The organism is Shinella kummerowiae (assembly GCF_009827055.1).
GTDB lineage: Bacteria > Pseudomonadota > Alphaproteobacteria > Rhizobiales > Rhizobiaceae > Shinella > Shinella kummerowiae.
Map to the genome: position 1 here is coordinate 227,236 of NZ_WUMK01000011.1, position 21,140 is coordinate 248,375.

The 21,140-nt window shown below is 59.1% G+C and carries 18 protein-coding genes and 2 pseudogenes; 8 read left to right on the forward strand and 12 right to left on the reverse strand.

Going from position 1 to position 21,140, the window contains the following annotated elements:
* Window position 1: 1 nt before the first annotated feature.
* The 3 genes from GR138_RS26200 to GR138_RS30695 are packed head-to-tail and all read right to left on the reverse strand — an operon-like array spanning window position 2 to window position 1,523.
* Window positions 2-301 carry a TrbC/VirB2 family protein gene (locus GR138_RS26200; RefSeq protein ID WP_160862201.1) on the reverse strand — a complete coding sequence of 100 codons (300 nt, stop codon included), beginning with the start codon at window positions 299-301 and terminating at the stop codon, window positions 2-4.
* Entirely contained in the window at window positions 298-984 is a 687-nt protein-coding gene (locus tag GR138_RS26205; protein WP_160862202.1) for a lysozyme family protein, read from the reverse strand. Before GR138_RS26205 ends, GR138_RS26200 begins: the two co-directional genes overlap by 4 nt.
* 2 nt (window positions 985-986) lie before the next feature.
* On the reverse strand, window positions 987-1,523 hold the full coding sequence (locus GR138_RS30695) for a hypothetical protein (protein WP_246200719.1): 537 nt from the start codon (window positions 1,521-1,523) through the stop codon (window positions 987-989).
* Between the two features lie 95 nt (window positions 1,524-1,618).
* On the opposite strand from GR138_RS30695, the gene GR138_RS26210 reads away from it, so the two are divergent.
* From GR138_RS26210 to GR138_RS26230, 5 genes are all read left to right on the forward strand, one after another.
* Entirely contained in the window at window positions 1,619-1,981 is a 363-nt protein-coding gene (locus GR138_RS26210) for a transcriptional regulator (RefSeq protein ID WP_160862203.1), read from the forward strand.
* Between the two features lie 448 nt (window positions 1,982-2,429).
* Complete coding sequence (repA, locus tag GR138_RS26215) at window positions 2,430-3,641, forward strand: plasmid partitioning protein RepA (protein ID WP_160862204.1); 1,212 nt, start codon at window positions 2,430-2,432, stop codon at window positions 3,639-3,641.
* Entirely contained in the window at window positions 3,638-4,678 is a 1,041-nt protein-coding gene (repB, locus tag GR138_RS26220) for a plasmid partitioning protein RepB (RefSeq protein WP_160862205.1), read from the forward strand. Before repA ends, repB begins: the two co-directional genes overlap by 4 nt.
* Before the next feature lie 154 nt (window positions 4,679-4,832).
* Window positions 4,833-6,050 carry a plasmid replication protein RepC gene (repC, locus tag GR138_RS26225; RefSeq protein ID WP_160862206.1) on the forward strand — a complete coding sequence of 406 codons (1,218 nt, stop codon included), beginning with the start codon at window positions 4,833-4,835 and terminating at the stop codon, window positions 6,048-6,050.
* A gap of 588 nt (window positions 6,051-6,638) precedes the next feature.
* Complete coding sequence (locus tag GR138_RS26230) at window positions 6,639-7,097, forward strand: hypothetical protein (protein ID WP_160862207.1); 459 nt, start codon at window positions 6,639-6,641, stop codon at window positions 7,095-7,097.
* A gap of 587 nt (window positions 7,098-7,684) precedes the next feature.
* On the opposite strand, the pseudogene GR138_RS26235 reads toward GR138_RS26230, so the two are convergent.
* From GR138_RS26235 to GR138_RS26255, 5 genes and pseudogenes are all read right to left on the reverse strand, one after another.
* Window positions 7,685-8,619: pseudogene (locus tag GR138_RS26235) on the reverse strand (lytic transglycosylase domain-containing protein).
* 169 nt (window positions 8,620-8,788) lie between these two features.
* A pseudogene (locus GR138_RS30985) lies at window positions 8,789-8,908 on the reverse strand (integrase); the annotation flags it as partial.
* A gap of 332 nt (window positions 8,909-9,240) precedes the next feature.
* The gene (locus GR138_RS26245) at window positions 9,241-9,858 is read right to left on the reverse strand and encodes a DUF6985 domain-containing protein (RefSeq protein WP_160862208.1); all 618 of its coding nucleotides are present in this window, start codon (window positions 9,856-9,858) and stop codon (window positions 9,241-9,243) included.
* A gap of 51 nt (window positions 9,859-9,909) precedes the next feature.
* Window positions 9,910-10,524, reverse strand: coding sequence for a Rap1a/Tai family immunity protein (locus GR138_RS30910; RefSeq protein WP_338091171.1), 615 nt, complete (start codon window positions 10,522-10,524; stop codon window positions 9,910-9,912).
* A gap of 390 nt (window positions 10,525-10,914) precedes the next feature.
* The gene (locus GR138_RS26255; protein WP_160862209.1) at window positions 10,915-12,072 is read right to left on the reverse strand and encodes a tyrosine-type recombinase/integrase; all 1,158 of its coding nucleotides are present in this window, start codon (window positions 12,070-12,072) and stop codon (window positions 10,915-10,917) included.
* A 124-nt stretch (window positions 12,073-12,196) separates the two neighbouring features.
* Between GR138_RS26255 and GR138_RS26260 the strand changes: the two genes are divergently transcribed.
* Window positions 12,197-13,150, forward strand: coding sequence for a DUF1403 family protein (locus GR138_RS26260; protein WP_160862210.1), 954 nt, complete (start codon window positions 12,197-12,199; stop codon window positions 13,148-13,150).
* A 2-nt stretch (window positions 13,151-13,152) separates the two neighbouring features.
* Window positions 13,153-13,836 (forward strand): SMC-Scp complex subunit ScpB, encoded by a 684-nt coding sequence (gene scpB / locus GR138_RS26265; protein ID WP_160862211.1) that lies wholly within the window; start codon window positions 13,153-13,155, stop codon window positions 13,834-13,836.
* Between the two features lie 56 nt (window positions 13,837-13,892).
* On the opposite strand, the gene GR138_RS26270 is transcribed toward scpB, so the two are convergent.
* The 3 genes from GR138_RS26270 to GR138_RS26280 all read right to left on the reverse strand — a co-directional run bounded on the left by GR138_RS26270 (window position 13,893) and on the right by GR138_RS26280 (window position 17,563).
* A complete protein-coding gene (locus GR138_RS26270) occupies window positions 13,893-14,504 on the reverse strand; it encodes a PIN domain-containing protein (RefSeq protein ID WP_246200721.1) in 612 nt (203 codons plus the stop codon).
* Window positions 14,461-14,907: a MerR family transcriptional regulator gene (locus GR138_RS26275; protein ID WP_160862212.1), complete on the reverse strand. Its 447-nt coding sequence runs from the start codon at window positions 14,905-14,907 to the stop codon at window positions 14,461-14,463. The genes GR138_RS26270 and GR138_RS26275 overlap by 44 nt, the downstream gene beginning before the upstream one ends.
* 298 nt (window positions 14,908-15,205) lie before the next feature.
* On the reverse strand, window positions 15,206-17,563 hold the full coding sequence (locus GR138_RS26280) for a hypothetical protein (protein ID WP_160862213.1): 2,358 nt from the start codon (window positions 17,561-17,563) through the stop codon (window positions 15,206-15,208).
* 390 nt (window positions 17,564-17,953) lie between these two features.
* Between GR138_RS26280 and GR138_RS26285 the strand changes: the two genes are divergently transcribed.
* Window positions 17,954-19,087 carry an RHE_PE00001 family protein gene (locus GR138_RS26285; RefSeq protein WP_160862214.1) on the forward strand — a complete coding sequence of 378 codons (1,134 nt, stop codon included), beginning with the start codon at window positions 17,954-17,956 and terminating at the stop codon, window positions 19,085-19,087.
* A 915-nt stretch (window positions 19,088-20,002) separates the two neighbouring features.
* On the opposite strand, the gene GR138_RS26290 is transcribed toward GR138_RS26285, so the two are convergent.
* Window positions 20,003-21,028, reverse strand: a complete 1,026-nt coding sequence (locus GR138_RS26290) for an IS110 family RNA-guided transposase (RefSeq protein ID WP_160862215.1) — start codon at window positions 21,026-21,028, stop codon at window positions 20,003-20,005.
* Window positions 21,029-21,140 lie beyond the last annotated feature (112 nt).

The following is a 21,140-nucleotide window of genomic DNA, read 5'->3' on the forward strand; positions in this document are numbered from 1 at the left end:
GTCAGCTCCCGATGATCGTGCTGACGAGTTCCGAAGAGCCGGCGATGACGCCGATGCCGACAATCCAGTAGCCTGCGCGGCGCAGGTCCATGTAGCCAAACATCCAGGCGAGCGCGATCAGGATGACAGCGATGGTGGCGAACAGCCTGAAGATGTTGCCCTGCAACAGATCGACGACGTTCTGCAAGATCGTCTCAATGCCGGCGGCCTGTGCAAAAGCCGGCTCGACCAGCATCGCTAGCACAGCAAACGCCATCGCAGACGGGGCCGCAAACGCGCGGATATGGGGACTGAACGTCATTCACTTTGCTCCATTTGATTGTTCTGAAACACCAGGACGGAAGAGCCGCGCCGGCTGTTGAAGACGTCCCATGTGGCTGCGGAAGCTAAGGTGGCGGTCTTGTGCTCGGAATTCTCGGCAACCACTTCTGCGACGACATCGGCCGGATCGGAGGCGGTAGGTTCGTCGATCGCCCTCCCCTCCCCCGTCTCCGTGATGGTCAGCCGGGCGATGGTCGGACCAAGCCGTTTGATTTCGCGGCGAACCTGAACGTCGTAGTTGACCATCGCACCGACCGAGGGATCGTCGCGGCCATAGTAGGAGTGGAGCATCACCTGCTCCGCCCTGGCCGGATCTGCGCCGGCCTTGACGGCAAGACGGTAGTAGCCATCCAGCAGCGTGGCCGTTGCTTGCAGGTTCAGGCAAGGATCGAAGGCGTCGGATATGGAGAGCTTCAGCTTTTGAACCTCCTCCACCCCGATTCCGCCGAGACCGAGCTGAATATCGTGATGCGCGGCCGCTAGCGATGTGGCGATTTCAATCGCCTCGGCTTTCGATGCCGGCTGTGTTTTGAGTGGCTTGCCGCTGTTGATACGAATGTTGAAAGGCGCGAACCGGCTCTCAAGGCTCACGACTCCGGCCAGCATTTCAGACGCAACAAAGGGTGCGCAGGTCTGCGCAAGGTCGAGAAAAGCAACGGGCATGTCTAGAACCACACCCTCTGCTTGCCGACGCCGTCGATGGTTACATCGATGTATCGAGGTTTCTCGCGGACCAGCGGGCGGCTGATTGTGTAGGCCATGCACTGGTAGCGGCCATCGAGTTGCTGCCAGCGTGGCGAGATTACCGAGTCACTCCTCCCGCCGGCATTGTCTCGGTCCCGCCGGCAAAGCCTGTCGCTCACCGGCTGCATAGATGTCGACACGCAGGTTCCGTCGCGCCCGGTCAAGCCAACGCCTGCTGACAAACGGTAGCCGTCGTTGCAATAGTAGGGTTCATATCGAGGGCGGGAGCTTTGAAAGCCAACGCCGCTGCAGGTCGGGAAAGAACGTCCCTTGGCGAGCCATCTCCAGAGTTTCTGGATCGGTTGGCGGCACTCAGCGTATTGTGTCGCGCCGCCGAGATTGGATAGGCACAGGATAACCTGGCAACCCCACTCGTCGGCACGCGCGCATTGTCCAGAACTGAGATATAGTGAACCGGACCATAACGCCACTATGATCGTTCGAAAGAGGCTCTTCATGCCCCCTACCCTCCGATTGAAACTTTGTTGGACGGGATGCGAAGAATCGTCGCGCCCTAACGCTCATACTATGCAAATAATAGATAGTTAAATCGATGGCAAGCAAATTGAGTGACCGATGGCAAACACAAGCACTGTCTGTCTTCGCCGTGCGTGAAATCCTCGACAAACCGCTTGAGGACGAGAGCGCGCAATCGCGCATCAAACAGATCGGGATGATCAACATCCTCTATATGATGCACCAAGCGCACGAGAAGCTAACGCTCTCAAATATAATACAGTTTACGGGGATGACGCGCGGCGGCGTCATCGAAACCATTGATCTTCTGGTCCAGCGCGGTGTCCTGACAGAGACGCTTGGAAAGAACTCCATGGGGCGAGGGACAGCCAGGCAATTTGAGTTCGCTGACCAGGTGTTTCAAGCGATTCGGTCTGCTGCAGCGAGTGAAGAGCGCTGATTTTACTTAACAAAGTTTTAAAGATGCCGCGGCTGGGGTCGGTAACCCGAGTTAGGACCGAGGAAGGGATTTGGGATGATCGTTCCTCATATGTCGCGCGTTAGACGATACGAAAACTTTAAGTGCCGCCTGAGATATCCGACTCAGAGATTTTGGCCGCTGGATACGACTCGAAAGTGACTGCTCAGACCGAGCTTTTGCCGAAGGATATTTTTTATGCCGGAAAGATTCCAGTGCACAAATGAGAGCCTGATTTAGAGCGTATCTGTGCTAACAGTCTGTTCTTAAATGCCAAAACGGCTGGAGTTTAATATGAACGGGTGACGTCTTTCAGCTTTTATTAACCCTAAATAGCTTGCCAGCCCTCTAGAATCGATGCTTATTGAAAGCAGCGGATTGTTCGCGAATTTCCGCTCGGAAGCGCTATTTCAAGAAGTCAGGCTCGGGCATGCCCAAAATCGCTGCAAAATTACCACCAAAAGACGAAGACCTGATGGGCTTGATTGAGCGCCATTCCCGGTCTCTGTCGGCGCAACTGCAAGAGCATCAACTCGCAACTTTCCCGCCGACAGCTGAAAAAGGTATCCGAACGTTTCAGCCGGCCGAGGCAGCAAAGCTGGTCGGGGTGAAGGAGGTCTACCTTCGTCAACTCGCCAACGAGGTCGAGGATTTGCAGGTCAGCACCAGTCCGACCGGACGACGGTCGTATTCCGTCGAGGACATGCACAAAATCCGCAAACACCTTGACCAGGCGGGACGTGGGAATCGTCGCTATCTCCCCCATCGCCGCGATGATGAAGCACTCCAGATTATCTCCGTGATGAATTTCAAGGGCGGGTCCGGCAAGACGACCACCGCCGCCCACCTTGCTCAGTATCTCGCTCTCCGCGGCTATCGCGTCCTCGCCATCGATCTTGATCCGCAGGCAAGTCTCTCGACGCTTTTCGGCACCCAGCCGGAAACTGATGTCAATGCAAACGAGACGCTCTATGGCGCGATCCGCTATGACGACCCTCGCCCGATGGGCGAAATTGTACGGGCGACCTATATCCCGGACCTGCATTTGATTCCCGGTAACCTCGAACTGATGGAGTTCGAACACGACACGCCGCGGGCGCTTATGAAACGCAAGGTCGGCGACACGATGTTTTTCCATCGGATCAGCGAGGTGCTTGACCAGGTCGCTCCCAACTACGACGTCGTGGTGGTCGACTGCCCGCCACAGCTTGGCTATCTGACCCTCTCCGCCCTGACCGCAGCCACGTCTGTTCTGATTACGGTGCATCCGCAGATGCTCGATGTCATGTCCATGAACCAGTTTCTTTCGATGACATCGGACCTGCTTCGGGAAATCTCCTCCCACGGCGCGCGCTTCGATTACAACTGGATGCGCTATCTCGTGACCCGTTTTGAGCCTAGCGATGGACCACAGAACCAGATGGTTGGGTACCTGCGGGCAATCTTTGGTGAAAATGTCCTCAACTTTCCGATGCTGAAGACGACGGCGGTCTCGGATGCCGGACTGACGAACCAGACCCTTTTTGAAGTGGAAAGAGGACAATTCACGCGCGCTACCTATGACCGCGCGCTTGAAGCGATGAACAATGTCAACGACGAGATCGAGTCGCTAATCAAGAAGGCATGGGGACGCAAGCCATGAGCAGGAAGGATATCCTCCGCGCACCAAAACCGACGGCCGGCGTCGTCGAGCCAGTTGAAAGGCCGACAAAGAGCCGCATCCTTCCGCTTCTCGGTACTCCCCTGGCTGACGGACCTCAGCCGGCCTCATCTCGTCTCACAAGCCAGGTCGGCAGCGCCTTTGCAGAGGGCAAGGCACGGTTTGAGCGTGCGGAGGAAATAGAAAAGCGCCTTTCGGAAGGCCAGACCATTGTGGAGCTAGACACCGACACGATCGATCCGTCCTTCGTTCAGGACCGCATGCCTGGCGACATCGACGGTCTCGTCGAGGCTATCCGAGAACAAGGCCAACAGATCCCGATTCTTGTGCGCCCCCTTCCGGATACTCCGGGTCGATACCAGGTGGCCTTCGGGCACCGTCGTCTGCGCGCGGTCACGGAATTGGCCCGCCCCGTCAAGGCAGTCGTCAGGGACCTGACCGACGAGCAACTCGTCATTGCTCAGGGCCAGGAGAATAATGAACGCCAGGATCTTACATTCATCGAAAAGGCGCGTTTTGCCTCACGGCTGAACGAGCGGTTTTCGAGAGACGTCGTGATGACCGCTTTGTCCGTCTACAAGAGCGACCTGTCGAACATGCTTTCCGTCGTGACCCGCATTCCCACGGATATCGTCGACGCGATCGGTCCGGCGCCCGGTGTCGGACTGAAAAGCTGGGTGGGCCTCGCAGATCTTCTCGGGCAGGACAGCGCCCTTGAACACGCATCAAGCTTCCTGCGATCGGCGGGGGCCAAAACCCTCCCCTCACCCGACCGGTTCAAATCTCTTGTCGCGAGCCTTAAACCCGCGTCGGCAAAGCGAGGACTTCCGGATCTCCTGACCACGCCCACGGGAGTTCGCCTAGCTCAGGTGACGAAAAGCAAAGCCAGGTTGGACATCTCGATCGATCGACGCGCGACGCCTGAATTCGCGGCGTTCGTCCTCGAACGGCTGCCAGCGCTTTTTGAGGAGCACCGCTTGAAGAGCGGCGCGAATGACAAGTTGAATAGCGGAGATTAAGCGGAAAAAGAAAAAGGCCCCCAAAACGTCGCCGTCGTGGAAACCTCTTTCAGATCTAAGCAACCTGAGAATCGCACTTCCACGGATATTCGTCAAGAGTCTAGGCACCGATTTGGTGAGCCGATTTCTTTTGCCTTTTGAAAGGTGAAAGACGATGCAGACAGGAAGTGTGACGACGCCCTTCGGGCGGCGGCCAATGACGCTCGCTCTCGTGAAGCGACAGGTCGCGACAAATGAGATCAAGGCGGGCAAATCGGTCGACAAATGGAAGGTCTTCCGGGACGCTTCCGAAGCCCGAGAAGAACTTGGTCTGCAGTCCAACAGCCTCGCTGTTTTGGACGCGCTGCTAAGCTTCTATCCGGAGAACGAACTGCGCCAGGACGCACAATTAATCGTGTTCCCGTCGAACGCACAATTGATCCTGCGGGCTCATGGCATGGCTGGAGCGACCCTGCGCCGCCACCTCGCGATGCTGGTAGACGCTGGGCTGATTGTCCGGAAGGACAGCGCCAACGGCAAACGTTACGCACGTAAGAACGGCGCCGGTGAGATTGAGAATGCATTTGGCTTCGATCTCTCACCGATCCTTGGTCGGTCCGAGGAACTGGCACTCGTGGCGCAGAAAGTTGTCGCGGCGAGGGCTGCCTTCAGGAAAGCCAAAGAAAACTTGACGATCTGCCGCCGGGACGTCCGCAAGCTGATTTCAGCAGCGATGGAGGAGGGTGCCGATGGTGACTGGGCGGCGATAGAGGCGATGTATTTGGACCTCGTGGGCCGGATACCGCGAACACCTAGCATGGCGGACATCGCGAACATCCTCGATGAGATGGCGCTTTTGCGCGAGGAGGTCCTCAATCAATTGGATACTCAGCAAAATTCGCAATTTTATAGCACCAATGATGCTCTTATTGAGCAGCACAAACAGAATTCAAAACCAGAATCCTCAATTGAACTTGAACCTCGCTCAGAAAAAGAGCAGGGCTGGACGTCGAGCAAGCCCGGCAGGCTAGCGATGAGGGAGCCGCTTAAAGCCTTCCCTCTTGGTTTAGTATTGAAGGCATGCCCGCAGATTGCCGACTATGGGCCTGGCGGGAGCGTTGGAGCCTGGCGCGAGCTGATGTCGGCCGCCGTGGTGGTGCGATCGATGCTGGGGATCAGTCCATCCGCCTATCAGGACGCGTGCGAGGTCATGGGAGCCGAAAATGCCGCCGTTGCGGTGGGCTGCATTTTGGAGCGCGCACATCTGATTAACTCGGCAGGTGGGTATCTTCGAGACCTAACCCGGCGAACCGAGCGAGGCGAGTTTTCTCTCGGCCCGGTGATCATGGCGCTTCTCCGCAGCAACGGCGAGCGGGCGCTGCAAGCGGGATGAAGCGGAGTTAGTTGCGACTAACTGCGTTAATAGGCTGAAATCATAGCGGTTTCTGAAGTGGCGGTAGCTTCAGCGTCCTCGCCTACGCTAATATCGCGGGTTGGCAGCGCGTGTTAGCTATCTTGACGCAGGTTTCGAGATGCTGAGATGAAAAAAAAAGCTGACGCAGACGACCTCATCCGCCGAGTCTGAATCAGGCAGACACTCGATGACGGCCATTCGCATCGTCAAGCAAGGATGTCTCGGTGTTAGTTGCGACTAACTGCGTCAAGGCCCGGAATTCACGAGGTTTTCACGAGCAGCGCGCCAAGCTTCCTCGTTGCGCGCGCCCCCTTTGCCGGAAAAGAGGCATGAAGCCGCCGAGCGTCGCGAGCGCTCCACCCGGCGTCGCGTTTCGTCGGTGGTTGGTCTTGCAGTGCGTGTTCATGATACTTCCGTCAGAGCAGATATTGCTTGTCGGTTCGACCAAGCGGGATCGTGGCGTCCCGGTGTGGGAATATGAATTAGTGCGTTGCGAAGGGCTATCGCTATGGCGGCGATGATATACCGGCCGTGATTCGTCAAGAAGAACCAGGGAACGGTGCGTCGATGCTGGCATCTGCCGATGCGATGGCTTCCCCTGGTCGACGCACCGTCAGATCGTTTTCGGTTGTTCCTCGTTCAATCGGCGTATGGCCGGGGAATGAAGCCGATCTGGAGCTGGTCGCCCTCCAGAACCCCTATTATGACGAAGAGCTCCACACGGCCGCGCCCAATCGGAAAGAAAGTGGTTCTCGAGCGGCACGGTGTCAAATCCGTCGGGTTGAAATTGAGAAACGACTTGTCCTCAAAACAGTCCAATCCGATGTCGTCGGCGGTCAAAGCGACGATCAGCAGGCGCTGCTAGCGTACTGCAGACGTGTCGCCACGAACGGCGCACATGGGTTAGGCCACCTCGCCGATCGGGCCGACAGATACGCTGAGCAAGGAACGCTCATGAAGATCATCGATCTCGGGGCCTATTGGAATCTGGAAGAGATAGCTGACGCCAGACCCAGATGCAGCTAAGGCGAATACGCTGTTGCCCAGCCATTCGCAAACCTGTATTTTGCCGCAGCGTTGCCACTTACAAAATGCGTCTAGATCACCGCTGACCTCTCGCAATTAACGCTGCCGCCTTTCCACACGGTTGCCAAGACAGGTGTCGTCGGCATCGGGTGTGGTCCGGTCGGTGCCACACCTTTAAAAGCCTCGCTTGCAAAGGTCGAGACCGCGAAATCCGAAAAAAGGCCCGAGATCTTGGTCGGGCGAGGCGGGATATCGACTTCGCTTGACATCGCTGAAGATAATCGAGCTGCTCCCATGGCGCTGATACAAACTGCCTCCATCGCGGGGCTTGCGATTACGGTTCTCCGCCGGTTGGCAATTCATGCCTAGTGTGTGTCCAGAGCGCACCGCAAAAAGGGTGGGAAGTGGGCGCGGAACGAAACTGTGTCTGCGAGGCCGACGACCTCCTGCTCGTTCAGGCGTCCCGGCCCGACATCATTCTTATCTCGATTGCGCAACGGAGGAGTGGCTTTGGCGCGCGTGGCGAATTTTATCAGTCCTCAAGTCACCGCGACCGCGCGTGTAATTTGCTGAACCGCGGGTCCCGGTCAGTTCCTGAAGACGATGCATGCGGCGCCGCTCTTGCGCACTTCACGGCATACCGCCTCGGCTTCCTGCCGGGTCGGGCGACCGATACGGGCCGTATATCGCACCCTTGTCCCGAAGGCACGGTTGCGTTCCTTCTGGATCAGCGGCTTTTCCTTGTTCAGCGGCGCGGGCAGGGACCGAACAGTAGACAGGAACAGTCTGACTGCCACCGGCTTCTGGAAATGCCCCGCCAGTTGCGCGCCCCACGGCGCCCAGACGCCTTCCGCTTCAAATTCCAAGGCCTTGAGGCGCCGCGTGTCGGCAAGTGCGATGCAGGCGTCCTCGAAGGACTTCTGCCCGTCGAGGCGCAGATCGATGGCTGCAGGCGGGTTGTCGCGCCAGTCCTCGGCCGCATGAGCCGTGATATCAAGGACGTAGTTGCGGTTCTCCTGCGGCAGGCTTCCGTTTTTCAGGAATGTCTGCAGTCCGCCTTCGCCGGCATTGTAGGCGGCGGCGGCCAGGCCGAGGTTGCCGAAGCGATCTCGCAGGTCATCGAGATACTCAGCGACTTCTTCAATGCCTCCAAAGCGTCGAAACTGTTCGATAGGCCGCGCAGTCTTGCGGTGGAGGGAATGAATTGCGCTATTCCTTCCGCGCCCTTCGGACTGACCGCATCTGGACGGAACCGGCTTTCCGTCCAGATCAGCCGCGCAAAGAAATCTGGCGGTAGATCGTTCTCGCCTGCGAAGCGAGCTAGCGCCCTGCATATGTCCCGATTGAAGCTGGCCTTGCGGACGCAGAGCGTTCCGGTGCTGGTGGCTATTGAGTAAGCACAAGGCGGCGCGCGCCATTCAATCTGGGCGATCGCGGCATCCGTTGGTATGCTGGAGGCAAGCCAGCCTGCGGCCAGAAAGGCAAGTCTTCCCCTGTCCCATCTCCGTCGCGCGTGCCGCATCGCTCCCTCATATCACCAATGCAAAACGAGAGGGAGAGCCCTGCAAATGGCGCCGGCAGCCTGCCACTGGGAGTCGAAAAGATTTTAAGACGAAAGGACGCGGTCTCATTCTGCCGTAGGAATCCTGAGCCCAATAAATCTCATAAGACCGCAGGGGGAGGTGCTTCTTCTACAGGCCGGCGGCTTTGGTCAGATTGATCCTGAACCGGTCGCGCCGGCGTTGGTAACGGCGGGTCATCTCGGCCGAAGCATGGCCGAGATGCTTTTGCATATACTGTTCGTCGACCTCGACCTCGACCTCGACCGAGGACGCGATGCCTTGCCATTTCCGCTCACGCGACGGAAGAGGGGGCCTTTGCGGAGCCTGGCAAAACGGATCCACGTCTCAAGCGCTGCCGCAGGGCCGCGAGGCCGGCAAAGCCGCATGCCTCAAAGTAGGCGCTCTGGAATTTCACAAACCCGACTTGCCCGTCGATCGTGTCCAGAACGAAATCGACAAAGCGGCTGATCCATGCAGGGTCGTCTTGCTCAAAAAGGAGTAACCTCGGAGGGTGAGGGATCGATGCCGGCAACAAGCCCGCCATATTTAGCAGCGTTCTGCCCAATACGCGACATACAATTCTACATGCGTCCTTCGGCGTGGCGGTTGGCGATCCACGACAGGTTCGGGATATCGCCTCCACCGGACTTCACAATGTTGGTGCCGTGAAACATGATGCCGTATCCATGTTCCCGATCCCACGTGCAAGCTAGTTCCGCCCCGAAATAGGGAAGCTTCCCCTGAATAGGGGGCAGCGTAAGATGAAGCAGTCGGACCATTTGACGAAGCATCGGCTCGTCACAGACGTCCGGAAGCGGCTTATCGTCGTTCCCCAATACGATGCCGTTTTGAATGGCGCGCAGCCTTGGCATGTCGCTCAAAATCGTCTCGATAATGACCCGCTCCACTTGCTCATCGTTTTTTATAAGCCACCGTGCCGTTTCAAGCATGATGGGATCCGGGGAGGCGCCTTCGCCATCGTCGTTCTCAAAAGAAACAGGCACCTCGCCCGGTTCGGCGAAGCTGGAATAGCCTCGGCCGGGGTGAGGCAGGGCAACGAGAGAATGCCAGAGCGTCGATGTCTGTGGCATCGGGAGCGCGGTTTCCCAAAACCCGTCTACGCCGTAGAGCACCGGTAGTCCATCGAATGTGTAAGGAGCGTACTTGGGGGAGAGCTTGTCCGTGAGCATCGTGTTCATCCTCTTGTCTCTTCAGGAGCAATCAAAACCTGCATCCGTCGCGACGTTCCCTCAGTTTGCGCGACACGGAAACGCCCCAGCTAATCCTTCGACCACAAGCGACGATGCGCTTCTTTTCAGGCGAGCTGACGCAAGGGACTGAAGATAGGTATAAACCCGGTCAATAAGCTCATGAGGGAGGACAGTGCCGGCTCCACACCATCGCGTGCCCCTCGTGGCGTCTGCGACACCGGCGATATAGGCAACGGCGCGGGCTTTCGGCCGACTGGGGTCGGCCTCACCAGACATTTCATCGCTTGATCTGCCTTCGAGTGCTTCGATCAGTTCAAAACCGCTGAATTTCCAGTCGCGCGTCTTATCTCCGGGAACCGCCCATGCAACACCCATTGCCAAGTGAACTGATAGTATCGCACCTGAGAAAACAGGAAAAAAGCGCATGTACGTCTTGAACTCCTTCTTGCCTTGGCAAATCTCCCGGGTTTTGCTCGATATGTTAAACCGACTTCTGTAGTGTCGCACAATCAGGAATTTTGCGACGAATCGAATGTCTTTTTGAGCCAGATGCAAGCATGGCCAGGACAAACCCCTCGATCCGACCGAATTCTTCGCAACCGTTGTTGCGATAGAAATCTGGGGCTTGAAAACTGAAGGTGTCGACTTAAGCACCCATGCACCCAGGTTGCTTCACGGCCGTCTCCCGATCTGTCTAGCAGCTGAATTGCCCAGACGTTGGCCTCTAGCCGCTGGAGACAACCATAATCAGTCAATGAAAAGCCACGAGTGAAATATGCGACCCTTCAGGCCTCCACCGCTATCGCGGGCGATACCCACAAATGCTCTGCATTATCTGGGCCCGCCTTCTGAGCGTTGAATAGGTCCAGACTTTCGCCAATTAAGCGCTGCACATCGTCGCTTGGAAGGCGTTCCAACTCGACATCAATTACCAATGACGTTCCCGTTTCTTTTGTTGTGAAAATCCCGATTAAAGTTTGGGTTTAGCGTACGACTTCTGCAAGGTCGCAAAACGGGTAATTTTGGGATGTGCCTGAGTGGACACTATAGCCCTGCTGCTTTGGTCAAGTTGATGCGGAAGCGATCACGCCGCCGCTGGTACCTACGTGTCATCTCTGCGGAGACATGGCCCAATTGTTTCTGGACGTAGCGCTCATCAACTTCAGCCGACGAGGCGAGGCCAGCGCGCAGCGAGTGGCCGGAAAACTTGAAAGCCCGCTCGATCTCACTGAGATCGCCGCGCACGCCGGCGGCGACTGCGGTCTTCTTGACGAGGCGCGCGATCTCCTGATCGTTCAGCCGGTCCGGCCCGACATCCTTGCCTTTCCCCGTCACCCGGCGGAAGAGGGGGCCTTTGATGAGCTTGGCGAACTTGATCCAGCTTTCGAGCGCGGCGACAGGGCAGGTGGCATCGGACGAACCGCGGCCGATTTCGACCTCACGCCAGCCGGTCTTGCCGCGCAGGGTGAGTAGCGCACCCTTATCGAAGATCTCAACCCAGCCGCGGCCATCGTCTGTCTGGTCACGGCCGAGGTCGAGGCCGGTGATTTCCGAGCGGCGCAGGCCGCCGGCGAAACCGAGGAGCAGCATCGCCCGGTCTCGAAGGCCGCGCAGCGTTCCCCTGTCCAGTGTTTCCAGCATGGCGATCAGGTCTTCTGGCAGGATGGCTTCCTTCTGCCGGGGCGGGACAGCGTGGCGGCTGCGAATGCCGGCCATCACGGTGGCGATCGCCCGGTCCGTACGGTCGAGTGGAGTGCCGCGCTGCGCACAATTCCAGCCGATGGCGGCCAGCCGGCGCTCGATGGTCGAAACACTGTCGGGTTTCCCGCCGCGTTTCGTAGTGCCAACGGCACTGCCGGATGCGGTGCCAACGGCACAGGCGGTGATATAGAGCCCGACGACGTGTGGATCGGGGGGGAGGGGCGAAAAGTTCTGGCGCCGGCACCAGGCGGAAAAATGCTTCCAGTCCGCCGCGTATGCCCGCCGCGTGTTGGCCGAACTGGCGGCTTCGACGTAGCCGCGCGCGCGCTCGGTGAGGTCCTGCAGATGCGCAGGCAGGCCGGCATTGGCCTCGGCAAGAGGGGAGGGGAGGCCGGTCGACACCGCGGCGGCGGAAACACCAGCGGAAACTGCCGTGCTGTGCGGCGGCGCAGAGCTTTCCGGAGGGTGAAATTCGCTGTTTTCGTCGCTGATTTGCGTCATTCCTCTATAATGACTAAAATGAACGATAATGCAAACTTATCCATCATTATATAGGAAGGACAAGCCGTGCGGTTTGTGTCGCAATCTATAGCATAAACCGCGCATCCACTATAGGATGGCGGCCATGGATTCGCCCGTCACTCCTCTCGTCGCCTCGCCGGTACTCCCGGCCGCCTTGCCCGGCTGGACCCTACCGCGTGGCTGCGAGCCGGACGCGCTTGCCGCCGCCTTCGCCGCCGGCATCGCCCTGAAATCGCTCGACGATCTTGTCCGCTCCACACCCGTTTGGGCCGGCTGCTGGCGATCCCGCCAGGGCCTCAAATGTGCCGCCGCCGCGGTCCGGCTGATGGGGCGCAGCGAGGACGAGGCGGCGTTGCGCGATGCCGTTCTGCTCACCGCCGCAGGCGACGATCCCGGCCCGGCCGGAAAGGTGTTTTTGGCCTTCAAAAGGCTTGCCACGCGAAAACCCGCGTTTTCCTCAAAGGCGGTGGCGGAACTTGCCGATCTGTTGGGGCTCGCCTGGGACGATCGGCTCACCGCGGCCGTCGATCATGCCGACGACGTGCTTCAGTCCGGCCGTCCCGCGCCGTTCGCCGCGGCGGACTTGGTCACGGCCGTCCATGCGGTGCGGCCGGACGCCGAACCGCTTGCCTGGATGCTGGCCGACCTGCTGATCGCCGCGCTGCTGAAATGGGATTGTGCCGTGCCGCTGCTGATGGCCGAGCGCTATGGGCCGGCCTTCAAGACGCTTGGGGGCAGGGGCCGCGTGCGCCCGGGCGAGCCGGCCTTCGCCCGCGCCGTCTGCCTTGCCCTCACCGAGGCAGCGGGCACGGCGCTGCGCACCGCCAGTGAGATCGCGCGGCGTGCCGAGACGCTGTGTGCCGCCGCGCCAAAGGTTCGCACGAAAGGCGCTGGCGCCGTCATTCAAGCCCTGCTCGATGAGGACGCCGTGGCGGCCTCGGCGCCCGGCAGCAAGCTCTCGCGCTGGGCGGCGACCCGGCTGTTCGACCGGCTGGAAGGCTTTGGCGCCGTGCGGGAACTGTCCGGCCGCAGCGCCTTTCGGATCTACGGACTGTGACGATGGCTGAACCGGAGGCAGCGGGCAAAACACGAATCTCTCGGACGAAGGACACAAGCGAACGCTTGTTGGATCGGGAGCTGGCGGACGTGCCGCCGGAGCTGCGCTGGCGCGAATGGATGCTGCGCGTCGAGGCGGTAATCTTCGCCGCGGCCGAGCCGGTCGGCCGCGAGACGCTGGCGCGCGTCGTCGGCAAGGACTGTAGCATCGACCTGTTGATCGACGACCTGTGCGCGGAATTGCGTGACCGGCCCTATGAGATCGTCTTCGTCGCCGGCGGCTGGCAGCACCGAACGCGTTCGCGTTTCGCCGTTCCGATTAGGGCGTCTCAGGCATCGACGCGCAGCGCGGCGCCGGCGCTGTCCGACTTCGAGGCCATGGTGCTGATGGCGATCGCCTATTTCCAGCCGACCACCCGCGGCGACCTGTCAAAAATCTTCGGCAAGGAGGTCAGCCGCGACACGATCGCCAGCCTGCGCAACGCCAACTTCCTCGCCTCTGGTCCACGCAGCCCGACGCCGGGTGCGCCCTATACCTATGTCACGACGAAACACTTCCTGTCGGCCTTCGGCCTGCAGACGCTGCGTGACCTGCCGGATGTCGAGGCGCTGGAGGATGCCGGGCTGCTCAGCCGCAAGGGCGTGCAGGAGGAAGTCTTGGTGGCAGTCGAGGGCGAGGAAGAATAGATTATGATTAGGTGCGCGGAGAGTCTTCGTATCACGCGCTTTATGGCCGCATCGGTTCAGGCCAGCTCGTCGATATTCTGGCGAAGCAGCGCCGGAAACGCCTTCAGGCCACTTTGTTGAAGTCCGTCGATGAAGGCTTCGACGGACGGCATTGTCTTGCGGAGATTGTGCCGGGCTCGTTTGATGCTGGACATCAGCGCCTCGGGAAACGCCGCGTGCAGACCGATGAGGAAATCATCCGGAGACTGGCTGGTTAGACCGTAGGAAGCAAGGTCTCTTGCCGGAAAGTCCCTGAGATTCCAAGTAACGATAAGGGAGGCTTTCCCAGCGATGGCGGCTGCCAGAACGTGCCGGTCGTCAAGGTCAGGTAGGCGGAGGTTCTGGATCAAGCGGTGATAGTCGGAGACGTCCGCATCCGGCAGGACGGCCTTCATCCTGTTTCGCGTGGCTATCAGGCGTTCGATGGGCAATGCCTGCGTGTTGGCTGCGAGATTGCGAATCCACTCGTCATGAATGTCGTCCGTCCAGCGTGCCTCGACGAGACCGTCGAAGGCGCACTGGATCAGGACGTTGCGTAGATGGAAGGGATAGAGGACGCAGGCATCATAGACCGCGACGGGCGGTTTAGAGGCCATGGGTCTGAATGAGGTCCTCTGTGTCGTCGGCAAGCGCATCCATCGCGGCCTGACGGGTGTCGAGCCTGGATTTCAGCGCGAGTACGTCTTTCAAAAGGGCGCGGCGATGCTTACCCACGTAACGGAACGGCAGATCGCCCCGGTCCATCCGCAGGACGACGAGTGGACGGGAGATGCCCAGGATGGCAGATGCTTCGGTTGGGCTGAGTTCTTGGTCTTCAGCAAGAACGGCAACGCGCTCCCCACGCAGCATATGCGCCAGTAGGGCTTCAACCGCGGCAGCAGCCGAGGGGGGAATCGAGAGCTTCTGTTCACGACCGCCCTCGTGGTGGACGTGAAGCTCGAGCCTATCGCCAGCAGTAAGCTTGGGCAGCGGTGAGGCTGCCCTGCGGTCCCGATCCGACAACCCGGCGAAGTGAATGATCTGGCTGGCCATGATGCTGTCTCCTTGACGGCAATATAGTCGCGGGGGCGTCTAACTGCAATAACTGAAACCCGCAGCTGATATTATGCGAGCGTGCCATCTCACCGATACCGGAGGCCCGGAGGCGAAAAGGTTGAATATCGTTGAAGCCTCTCAGCATCGACACACGTGGTTTCAGGTGTTCAGTCCACGATCTACAAGAGCCGCTCATGTGCGCCCAGCGTGGCGCGCTGTGCTTGCCAGACGGATGCGGAGGTGATCCCGTATCCACTCTGGCTTTGGAGGCGCTGCACTCAGGACGGTGGTTGACCTATGCGGCCTCCCAGACTTGGTTCAAGATCCTGGCTGCCAGTGCAGCTTTGTCCTGTGGCAAGAACCGACCATAGTGCTGCTGCACCACATCCGGCGTATCCTGGATCGCATAGCTCGCTTGCTCGTAGGAGCCAGTCTGCTTGAGAATATGGGTTGCCAGGATGTCGCGAAGATTATGAGGGCCATGCGGTAGCAAGCCCTTGATGGCGCCGCGACCGGTATAGGGATTGTAGATGCCGTACCGCTGGATCACGGTCCGCCAGGCTTCGTAGAACTTGGTCGAGTCGTATGCTGCATCGACGCTCGTCGACTTCACTGTCTTCACGAACAAGGTACCGGGATCCTTCGCCGGACCGAGCAATACGCCGCGATGGCAATCGATATAGGCTTCGAGGTATTTGTAGAGGTCGAGCAGGTCCGGGAGGATGAGACGAAACGGCTTCTGCCCGAAGAAAGACGAGCCGGAGTTCTTGAAGGCGACCGATGGGATCAGCACTTCCCATCCCTGTTCGCGGTCGCTCCAGCGCAGTTCGCCGCATTTCATGTCTTCGAGGCGCCGCTCGGACGTCGGGAAATGATGGCGCGGGCAGACGCGGAGCTGGCGAAGGTTCTTTTGCCGAAGCCCGAGGTGCAGGCCAAGGCGAAGCAGAAGAAAGGATCGAACGGCTTCCGCGGCCGCACGCGGGTATCGGTTCTCGTCAGGCATGCGGTTCAAGATTTCGTCGGTGATCTTGCGATACTCGGCAAGCGGACTGTCGGCCTCCAGAACACACATGATCGGTTCGAAGGGGTCGCGATGCACGCGCATCACCCGTTGGATCTCTTTCGAGCGATTGGCAGCATGCCGATGAAACGCATCGCAGGCACCATGCCAGTCCCGAGCAGCAAACTCGATCTCTTCCGGCGCAATGAGCCCATCGATCGGCCGCACATTCTTCAAGAGTTCGGGATGCTGGCGGATCCAGCCAACCTCGGAGCGGGTGAGGGCCTGGGCGACCATCAGCATGTCTTCTTCCCACTTGGTATAGAAGCCGCGGCGCTGTTCTCGCCATTGCAGGTACCAGTCCCAGACGCCCGGGAAAACCAGCAGGCCGAAGGTCAACTGGCTAAGCGGCACGCCGCGACCTTTGACGACGCCGGCAGGGGAGGCGGCCAGCGCGCCGAACATCAGGCCGAGATGCTCGATCTTCTGCGAGGCGGTTTCTTCGCCCCATACCCCATTCCGCTGGAAACCGATCGCCGTCAGTGTCGAGGTCTTGAACCGGATCAGGTCGGCCATTTCCATTGCGAGCCGTGGTGGCGCATCGACGACGCCGGACAGGAGATCCGGGTCCTCGAAGGTTTCCGCAACATTGTTGTTGGCGCCGGCGGTGAGGCTATTCACGCGAGGTGCAAGCGATCCTCCGCCATAGGTGACGCCTGGAAAGCGGATGGCATAGCGCTGCTTGCTGGCTGCCGCCTGATAGCGCCGATAGTCGGTTGATCCTGAAATAATCACCCGGCGCACCCAGTCGAGGATTTCCTCTCGCTTGCTGAACGGCAGGCTGCTGAAATCGTCAGGAAGGTGCAATGAAATCCGGCGTCGCTCCGCGGGGCTGATGTCGCCAAGGTCGTGACCAAGCAAAGAGCGGGACTGATAGGGCAGTTTCGCCTTGAAGTATCCTGCGGGCAGCCGATATCGTCGCTCAATGCGGGCGAGGATCTCAAAGCTGGCGACGGAGCGCGGCACGCGGTCGCCCTGGATCCAGGACAACATGGTCTTATGGTCGAACGTTTCGCCGAGGCGAACGACGGCGCGGTAGAGCTGCCAATAATTCTCGCCAAAACGACGCATCTGATAGATCAGCGCATCCTGAAACGCAGCAGGATCTTCGCTCGCCTCGAACAACGGATCCGGGAACGATTGGATGGGCTTTGGCTCTGGTCCTCTCCTGCGTGAGGCGGCTTGAGCGCGAAGATTGTCATCACCATCAAGTCTAGGCTTCCGGGCCGTAGAGGCTACGACCGTATATTCTTGCCGGTCGGTTCCGCTAGATCGGGATGCCTGTTTCGTCGAGCGGACGTCTTCCGCGGCGGCTGGCGCACCCAGCCATCGGAGGATCGCATCCAGGGCAATGCGGATTTGCTTTTTCAGATCGCCTGTCAGTTCGCCACCGAGCCGACAAGCGCGAGCGATTTCTGCCCAATCAATGCGACCGTTCAGGAGGGGTGGTGCCCTGCGATGAGAGATGAGTTTGACGAGGTACGCTTCGACGTTGCTTAACGTGCGTTTCGACGAGATTGGCGCGATGCGCAGCTCGCAGAATTTCGAGATTTTGCTCTGAAAATGACGTGATGAAAGGTCTGATTTTGACATGCATGCATTCCCGTTCGCTCGGCACCATGCCGAGGGCGAGCGGGGATAGGGCGTGTCATTTAACAAAGAGTGTATCATGGATATCGGTGATGAGGCGGGTGTTGCTGCTAGGAAATATGGCTGCGGATTCATTTCATCAAGTTGACCGACGTTTTATCTGAATAATAGGTGCCGCGCTAGGTGGATTATCTATTGCTACGCAGCCGAGTCTGCATGATTTCGTGCGAAAATCCACAGTTCAATAAAGAATAGTTTCGGAGGCAGACTCTCTGTGTTTTCAATTTAAATATCGATAAACGACAGTTATCGATGGTAGATTGACCAACCCACAAGCATACCAAGTGAGAAACCCTAACCTATAGATAGAGTTACTTTAGCAAATCATTTACCATGATTTCAATGTCTTACGATCTCGCCAAATTAACCATCCAGACCCTGCTCAAGCCCGCCTCGGCGGCAGGAACCGCGCTCGCCCGGCTCGACGAGCGCATCGCCCGTTCCGAGGTCGGAAACGGCTTCCTCGAACGCCAAAATTTCGCCGACGCCTGCGCCTCGCTCTGGATCGACGGCGAGCTTGTCCATCTCGAGGACCTCGTCCTGCACGACGCCAGCCACGACATCCGCACCCCGACCCACGAACTCACCATCGCTCGCGACGTCTTGCGCACCCGCCGGCGGATCGCGGCGCAGCCCCCCAGCTGGGCGCTGTCGCCGGACGGCCTCCGCAGCCTGCGCGGCCAGGCATGGCCTGGACCATCAGTTGGTGAGGACGGTGGCGTTCAGCGTGAAAGCGTCTCCGTGCATGCCGATGCGGCCGGAGAAGGGGAGGGGGAGGATGACGACGCTAGCGTCCTCGACGCCGAGCTCGCCGCCATCGATGCAGTGCTGGCGCGCTCGGAAGCGGCACTGAAAAAGGCTGCCGAACCGACAAGTCGGTCGCGGGATCGTGACCCACTCGTCTACGATCTCGACTGGGACGAGGACGCGCGGCTGGAGCAATGGCACAGCGTGCTGCGGCAAACGGATTTTCTGCTGTCGGTGCTGCAGGCCATCTTCGCCCTCGATGCCTGGAACACGCTCGAGGTGCTGCAGCATGCGCCCTGGTTCGGCCGGCACCTCGCAGCCTCGATCCTGCGCCAAGCCGGCGTCACGACCGGCGCGCATCTCGCCGCCATCAATCTCGGCCTGAAAACCATTCCGGTCGATCGGCGCCGGCATCGCAGCCGAGACGTCCGGCTGATGGCCATTGCCGACGGATTGGTTGCAGCGGCCGAGATCGGCCTGAAAGAACACGACCGGCTGGCGCTCGCGCGAAAAATGATGGAGCGCAAATTGTCCGGAAGACGGACGTCTTCAAAGCTGCCGGAGCTTGTCGACCTCGTCATGGCGACGCCGCTCGTTCATGCCGGCACGGTCACCAAGACGCTCGGGGTCACGCTGCAGGCGGCGCGGCGGATTGTTTTGGAGCTCGGTCTCCGGGAGATGACCGGGAGGGGGAGGTTTCGGGCGTGGGGGCTTCTCTGATGCTCAAGTCGCGGTGGGATATGCTACTGCTGAACCAAAGAGACGCCGGCTGCATCTTTGAGTGGAGGCCAGGCGTTATCGGCTTTCTCGTCATCCCAAAACAGGCACCTTAGTGCATTTCCGCTCAAGGATGTCGGCGACGGTCTGTATACACACCTTAAGGTGCGGGTTTGGTGGATGCGACTAGCGTTGGCAAGCGGACCTTATCGAACCATACGCCATGTACCAGCCTGTTGAGGCCAATAGAGGCGCGACCTGCGGACCATTCTCGCTTATCATGACATACCGCCAGCTTGAACATCGTCTACAGGCGACATCGCTTTACTGTCAGGGGGTGTTGCGACGGCGCTAGAATCTGTAAGAGCGGGCAGGACGACTCCGAACGGGCACGGTTGCAGTATGGCGCTACACAAAGACGAAATTCTAAACTCCTTAGCCGCAACAGCGAATATCGCACAATTTGTGGCTTTCCGGCCGGCGGGTGATCACCTTAAACAGAGCTACTGTAGGATCGCGGGTTTTGAAGAGAACCATCGTTTTGAAAGTCCCAAGGAGGCGATTGCGGCACTCTTAGGCCGGAGTTCCGACCGGAAAGTGAATGTCAGAAGCTATGAACCCAACAACCCGCGGAGCCGTGAGTTTGTCTATGGGCTGCAGACGGTTGAAGAAGCTTTGGCTGTGTTTCGGCCCTTTAATTGCGGGACTTAGTCAAATCTGTTTTGTCCGTGCCGGGGTCATGGTCCTTTTCGAGGTCATGGCCTCATGATGATGTTCGGGTCGGATGCCTCAACGTGTGGAGCGCTGTACGGTCGTAACCGCCAGCAGCCGAAACAACGAGGTCACCACAACCACCGTCCCGGCGGGACATCACAGGCCAATTCAGCCCTGCGATTTTGGGTTTAGGTATGTAGGCGATCAGGCGGGTTCCTTGCTCCACTGGAATGAGGTCCCGTCAATCCAGATGCAGTGCAGGATAACGGCCAATTTTCGCGCGACCGCCACCTGGGCTTTTTTCATGCCATTGCGTTTCGCTAACCGCAGTCCCCAGGCCTTCAACGCGCACCACCGCTTTGTCCGATGGAGCAATACGCTGGCGGCCTCGAAGAGATAAGTTCGCAGCAGGCGATCGCCCCATCGCGAGACTTGGCCGACAGTGTCCGTTTCACCCGATTGCTTACGGCGTGGCGTCAGGCCCAAATAGGCTCCCACGGAGGCTGCGCTTCGAAAGCGAGACGGGTCGTCGATGGTATGGCGGAAGGTCAGTGCCGTCACCACACCGATGCCCGGCACAGTCATAAGTCGCTTGGTCGTGTCGTCTGCGCGAGCCATCAGTCGAACCTGACGGTCCAAACCCGCAAGCTCTCGACAAACATACCCATGCACGGAAAGCAGTGGCAGCAAGACCGGCCAGAGCGCGTGGCCGTCCCCGGTCAATTCGGTGACGCATCGCTGGAATTGTCCTGCGATGGCACGAGAGAAGAGCAACCCGCATTCTTTCAACATCGATCGAACCTGATTTTCGAGATCACGTCGCATCGTTACGAGCCGGGACCGCGAAACCAGCAGTGACCGAACCTGTTGACTGGCCTCGCTCTTCACTGCAACCTCGCGATACCATCCGATGCGAACGAGCTCGGCCAAGCCACGCGCGTCGTTCTCATCGCTTTTGTTCATTCGGACTGACAGCACAGCGTGGGCGTGTCGCGCGTCGATGCAGACCACCGGCACGCCGATCCGCTTCAATTCATGCCAGAGCCAGCTCGACATAGCACCGGTCTCGAAGCCAACTCGTTCCGCATCAGGAGCCTTCTTCGCCAGCAGAGCGGCCAAGGCTCCGGGATCCGACTTCGCCCGGCCCTCGAAGATCAGTCGGCCGTTCTCGTCAACGACACAAACCGAAGTCTCCTTCTGTGAGACGTCCAATCCGACATACTGTTTCATCGTGATGTCCTCCCGTTGACACTGGGACCAGTCTGCCACCACAGTGGCGACTGGGACATGCCGGCAGCAATTACGTCATCGTGTGGAATATTGACCCCTCTGGCGGGGTGAC

Bases quoted from the DNA above. Each gene is read 5' to 3' on its own strand.
- GR138_RS26200 (WP_160862201.1), bottom strand. From the start codon at position 301: ATGACGTTCAGTCCCCATATCCGCGCGTTTGCGGCCCCGTCTGCGATG.
- GR138_RS26205 (WP_160862202.1), bottom strand. From the start codon at position 984: ATGCCCGTTGCTTTTCTCGACCTTGCGCAGACCTGCGCACCCTTTGTT.
- GR138_RS30695 (WP_246200719.1), bottom strand. From the start codon at position 1,523: ATGAAGAGCCTCTTTCGAACGATCATAGTGGCGTTATGGTCCGGTTCA.
- GR138_RS26210 (WP_160862203.1), top strand. From the start codon at position 1,619: ATGGCAAGCAAATTGAGTGACCGATGGCAAACACAAGCACTGTCTGTC.
- repA (WP_160862204.1), top strand. From the start codon at position 2,430: ATGCCCAAAATCGCTGCAAAATTACCACCAAAAGACGAAGACCTGATG.
- repB (WP_160862205.1), top strand. From the start codon at position 3,638: ATGAGCAGGAAGGATATCCTCCGCGCACCAAAACCGACGGCCGGCGTC.
- repC (WP_160862206.1), top strand. From the start codon at position 4,833: ATGCAGACAGGAAGTGTGACGACGCCCTTCGGGCGGCGGCCAATGACG.
- GR138_RS26230 (WP_160862207.1), top strand. From the start codon at position 6,639: ATGCTGGCATCTGCCGATGCGATGGCTTCCCCTGGTCGACGCACCGTC.
- GR138_RS26245 (WP_160862208.1), bottom strand. From the start codon at position 9,858: ATGAACACGATGCTCACGGACAAGCTCTCCCCCAAGTACGCTCCTTAC.
- GR138_RS26255 (WP_160862209.1), bottom strand. From the start codon at position 12,072: ATGACGCAAATCAGCGACGAAAACAGCGAATTTCACCCTCCGGAAAGC.
- GR138_RS26260 (WP_160862210.1), top strand. From the start codon at position 12,197: ATGGATTCGCCCGTCACTCCTCTCGTCGCCTCGCCGGTACTCCCGGCC.
- scpB (WP_160862211.1), top strand. From the start codon at position 13,153: ATGGCTGAACCGGAGGCAGCGGGCAAAACACGAATCTCTCGGACGAAG.
- GR138_RS26275 (WP_160862212.1), bottom strand. From the start codon at position 14,907: ATGGCCAGCCAGATCATTCACTTCGCCGGGTTGTCGGATCGGGACCGC.
- GR138_RS26280 (WP_160862213.1), bottom strand. From the start codon at position 17,563: ATGTCAAAATCAGACCTTTCATCACGTCATTTTCAGAGCAAAATCTCG.
- GR138_RS26285 (WP_160862214.1), top strand. From the start codon at position 17,954: ATGATTTCAATGTCTTACGATCTCGCCAAATTAACCATCCAGACCCTG.
- GR138_RS26290 (WP_160862215.1), bottom strand. From the start codon at position 21,028: ATGAAACAGTATGTCGGATTGGACGTCTCACAGAAGGAGACTTCGGTT.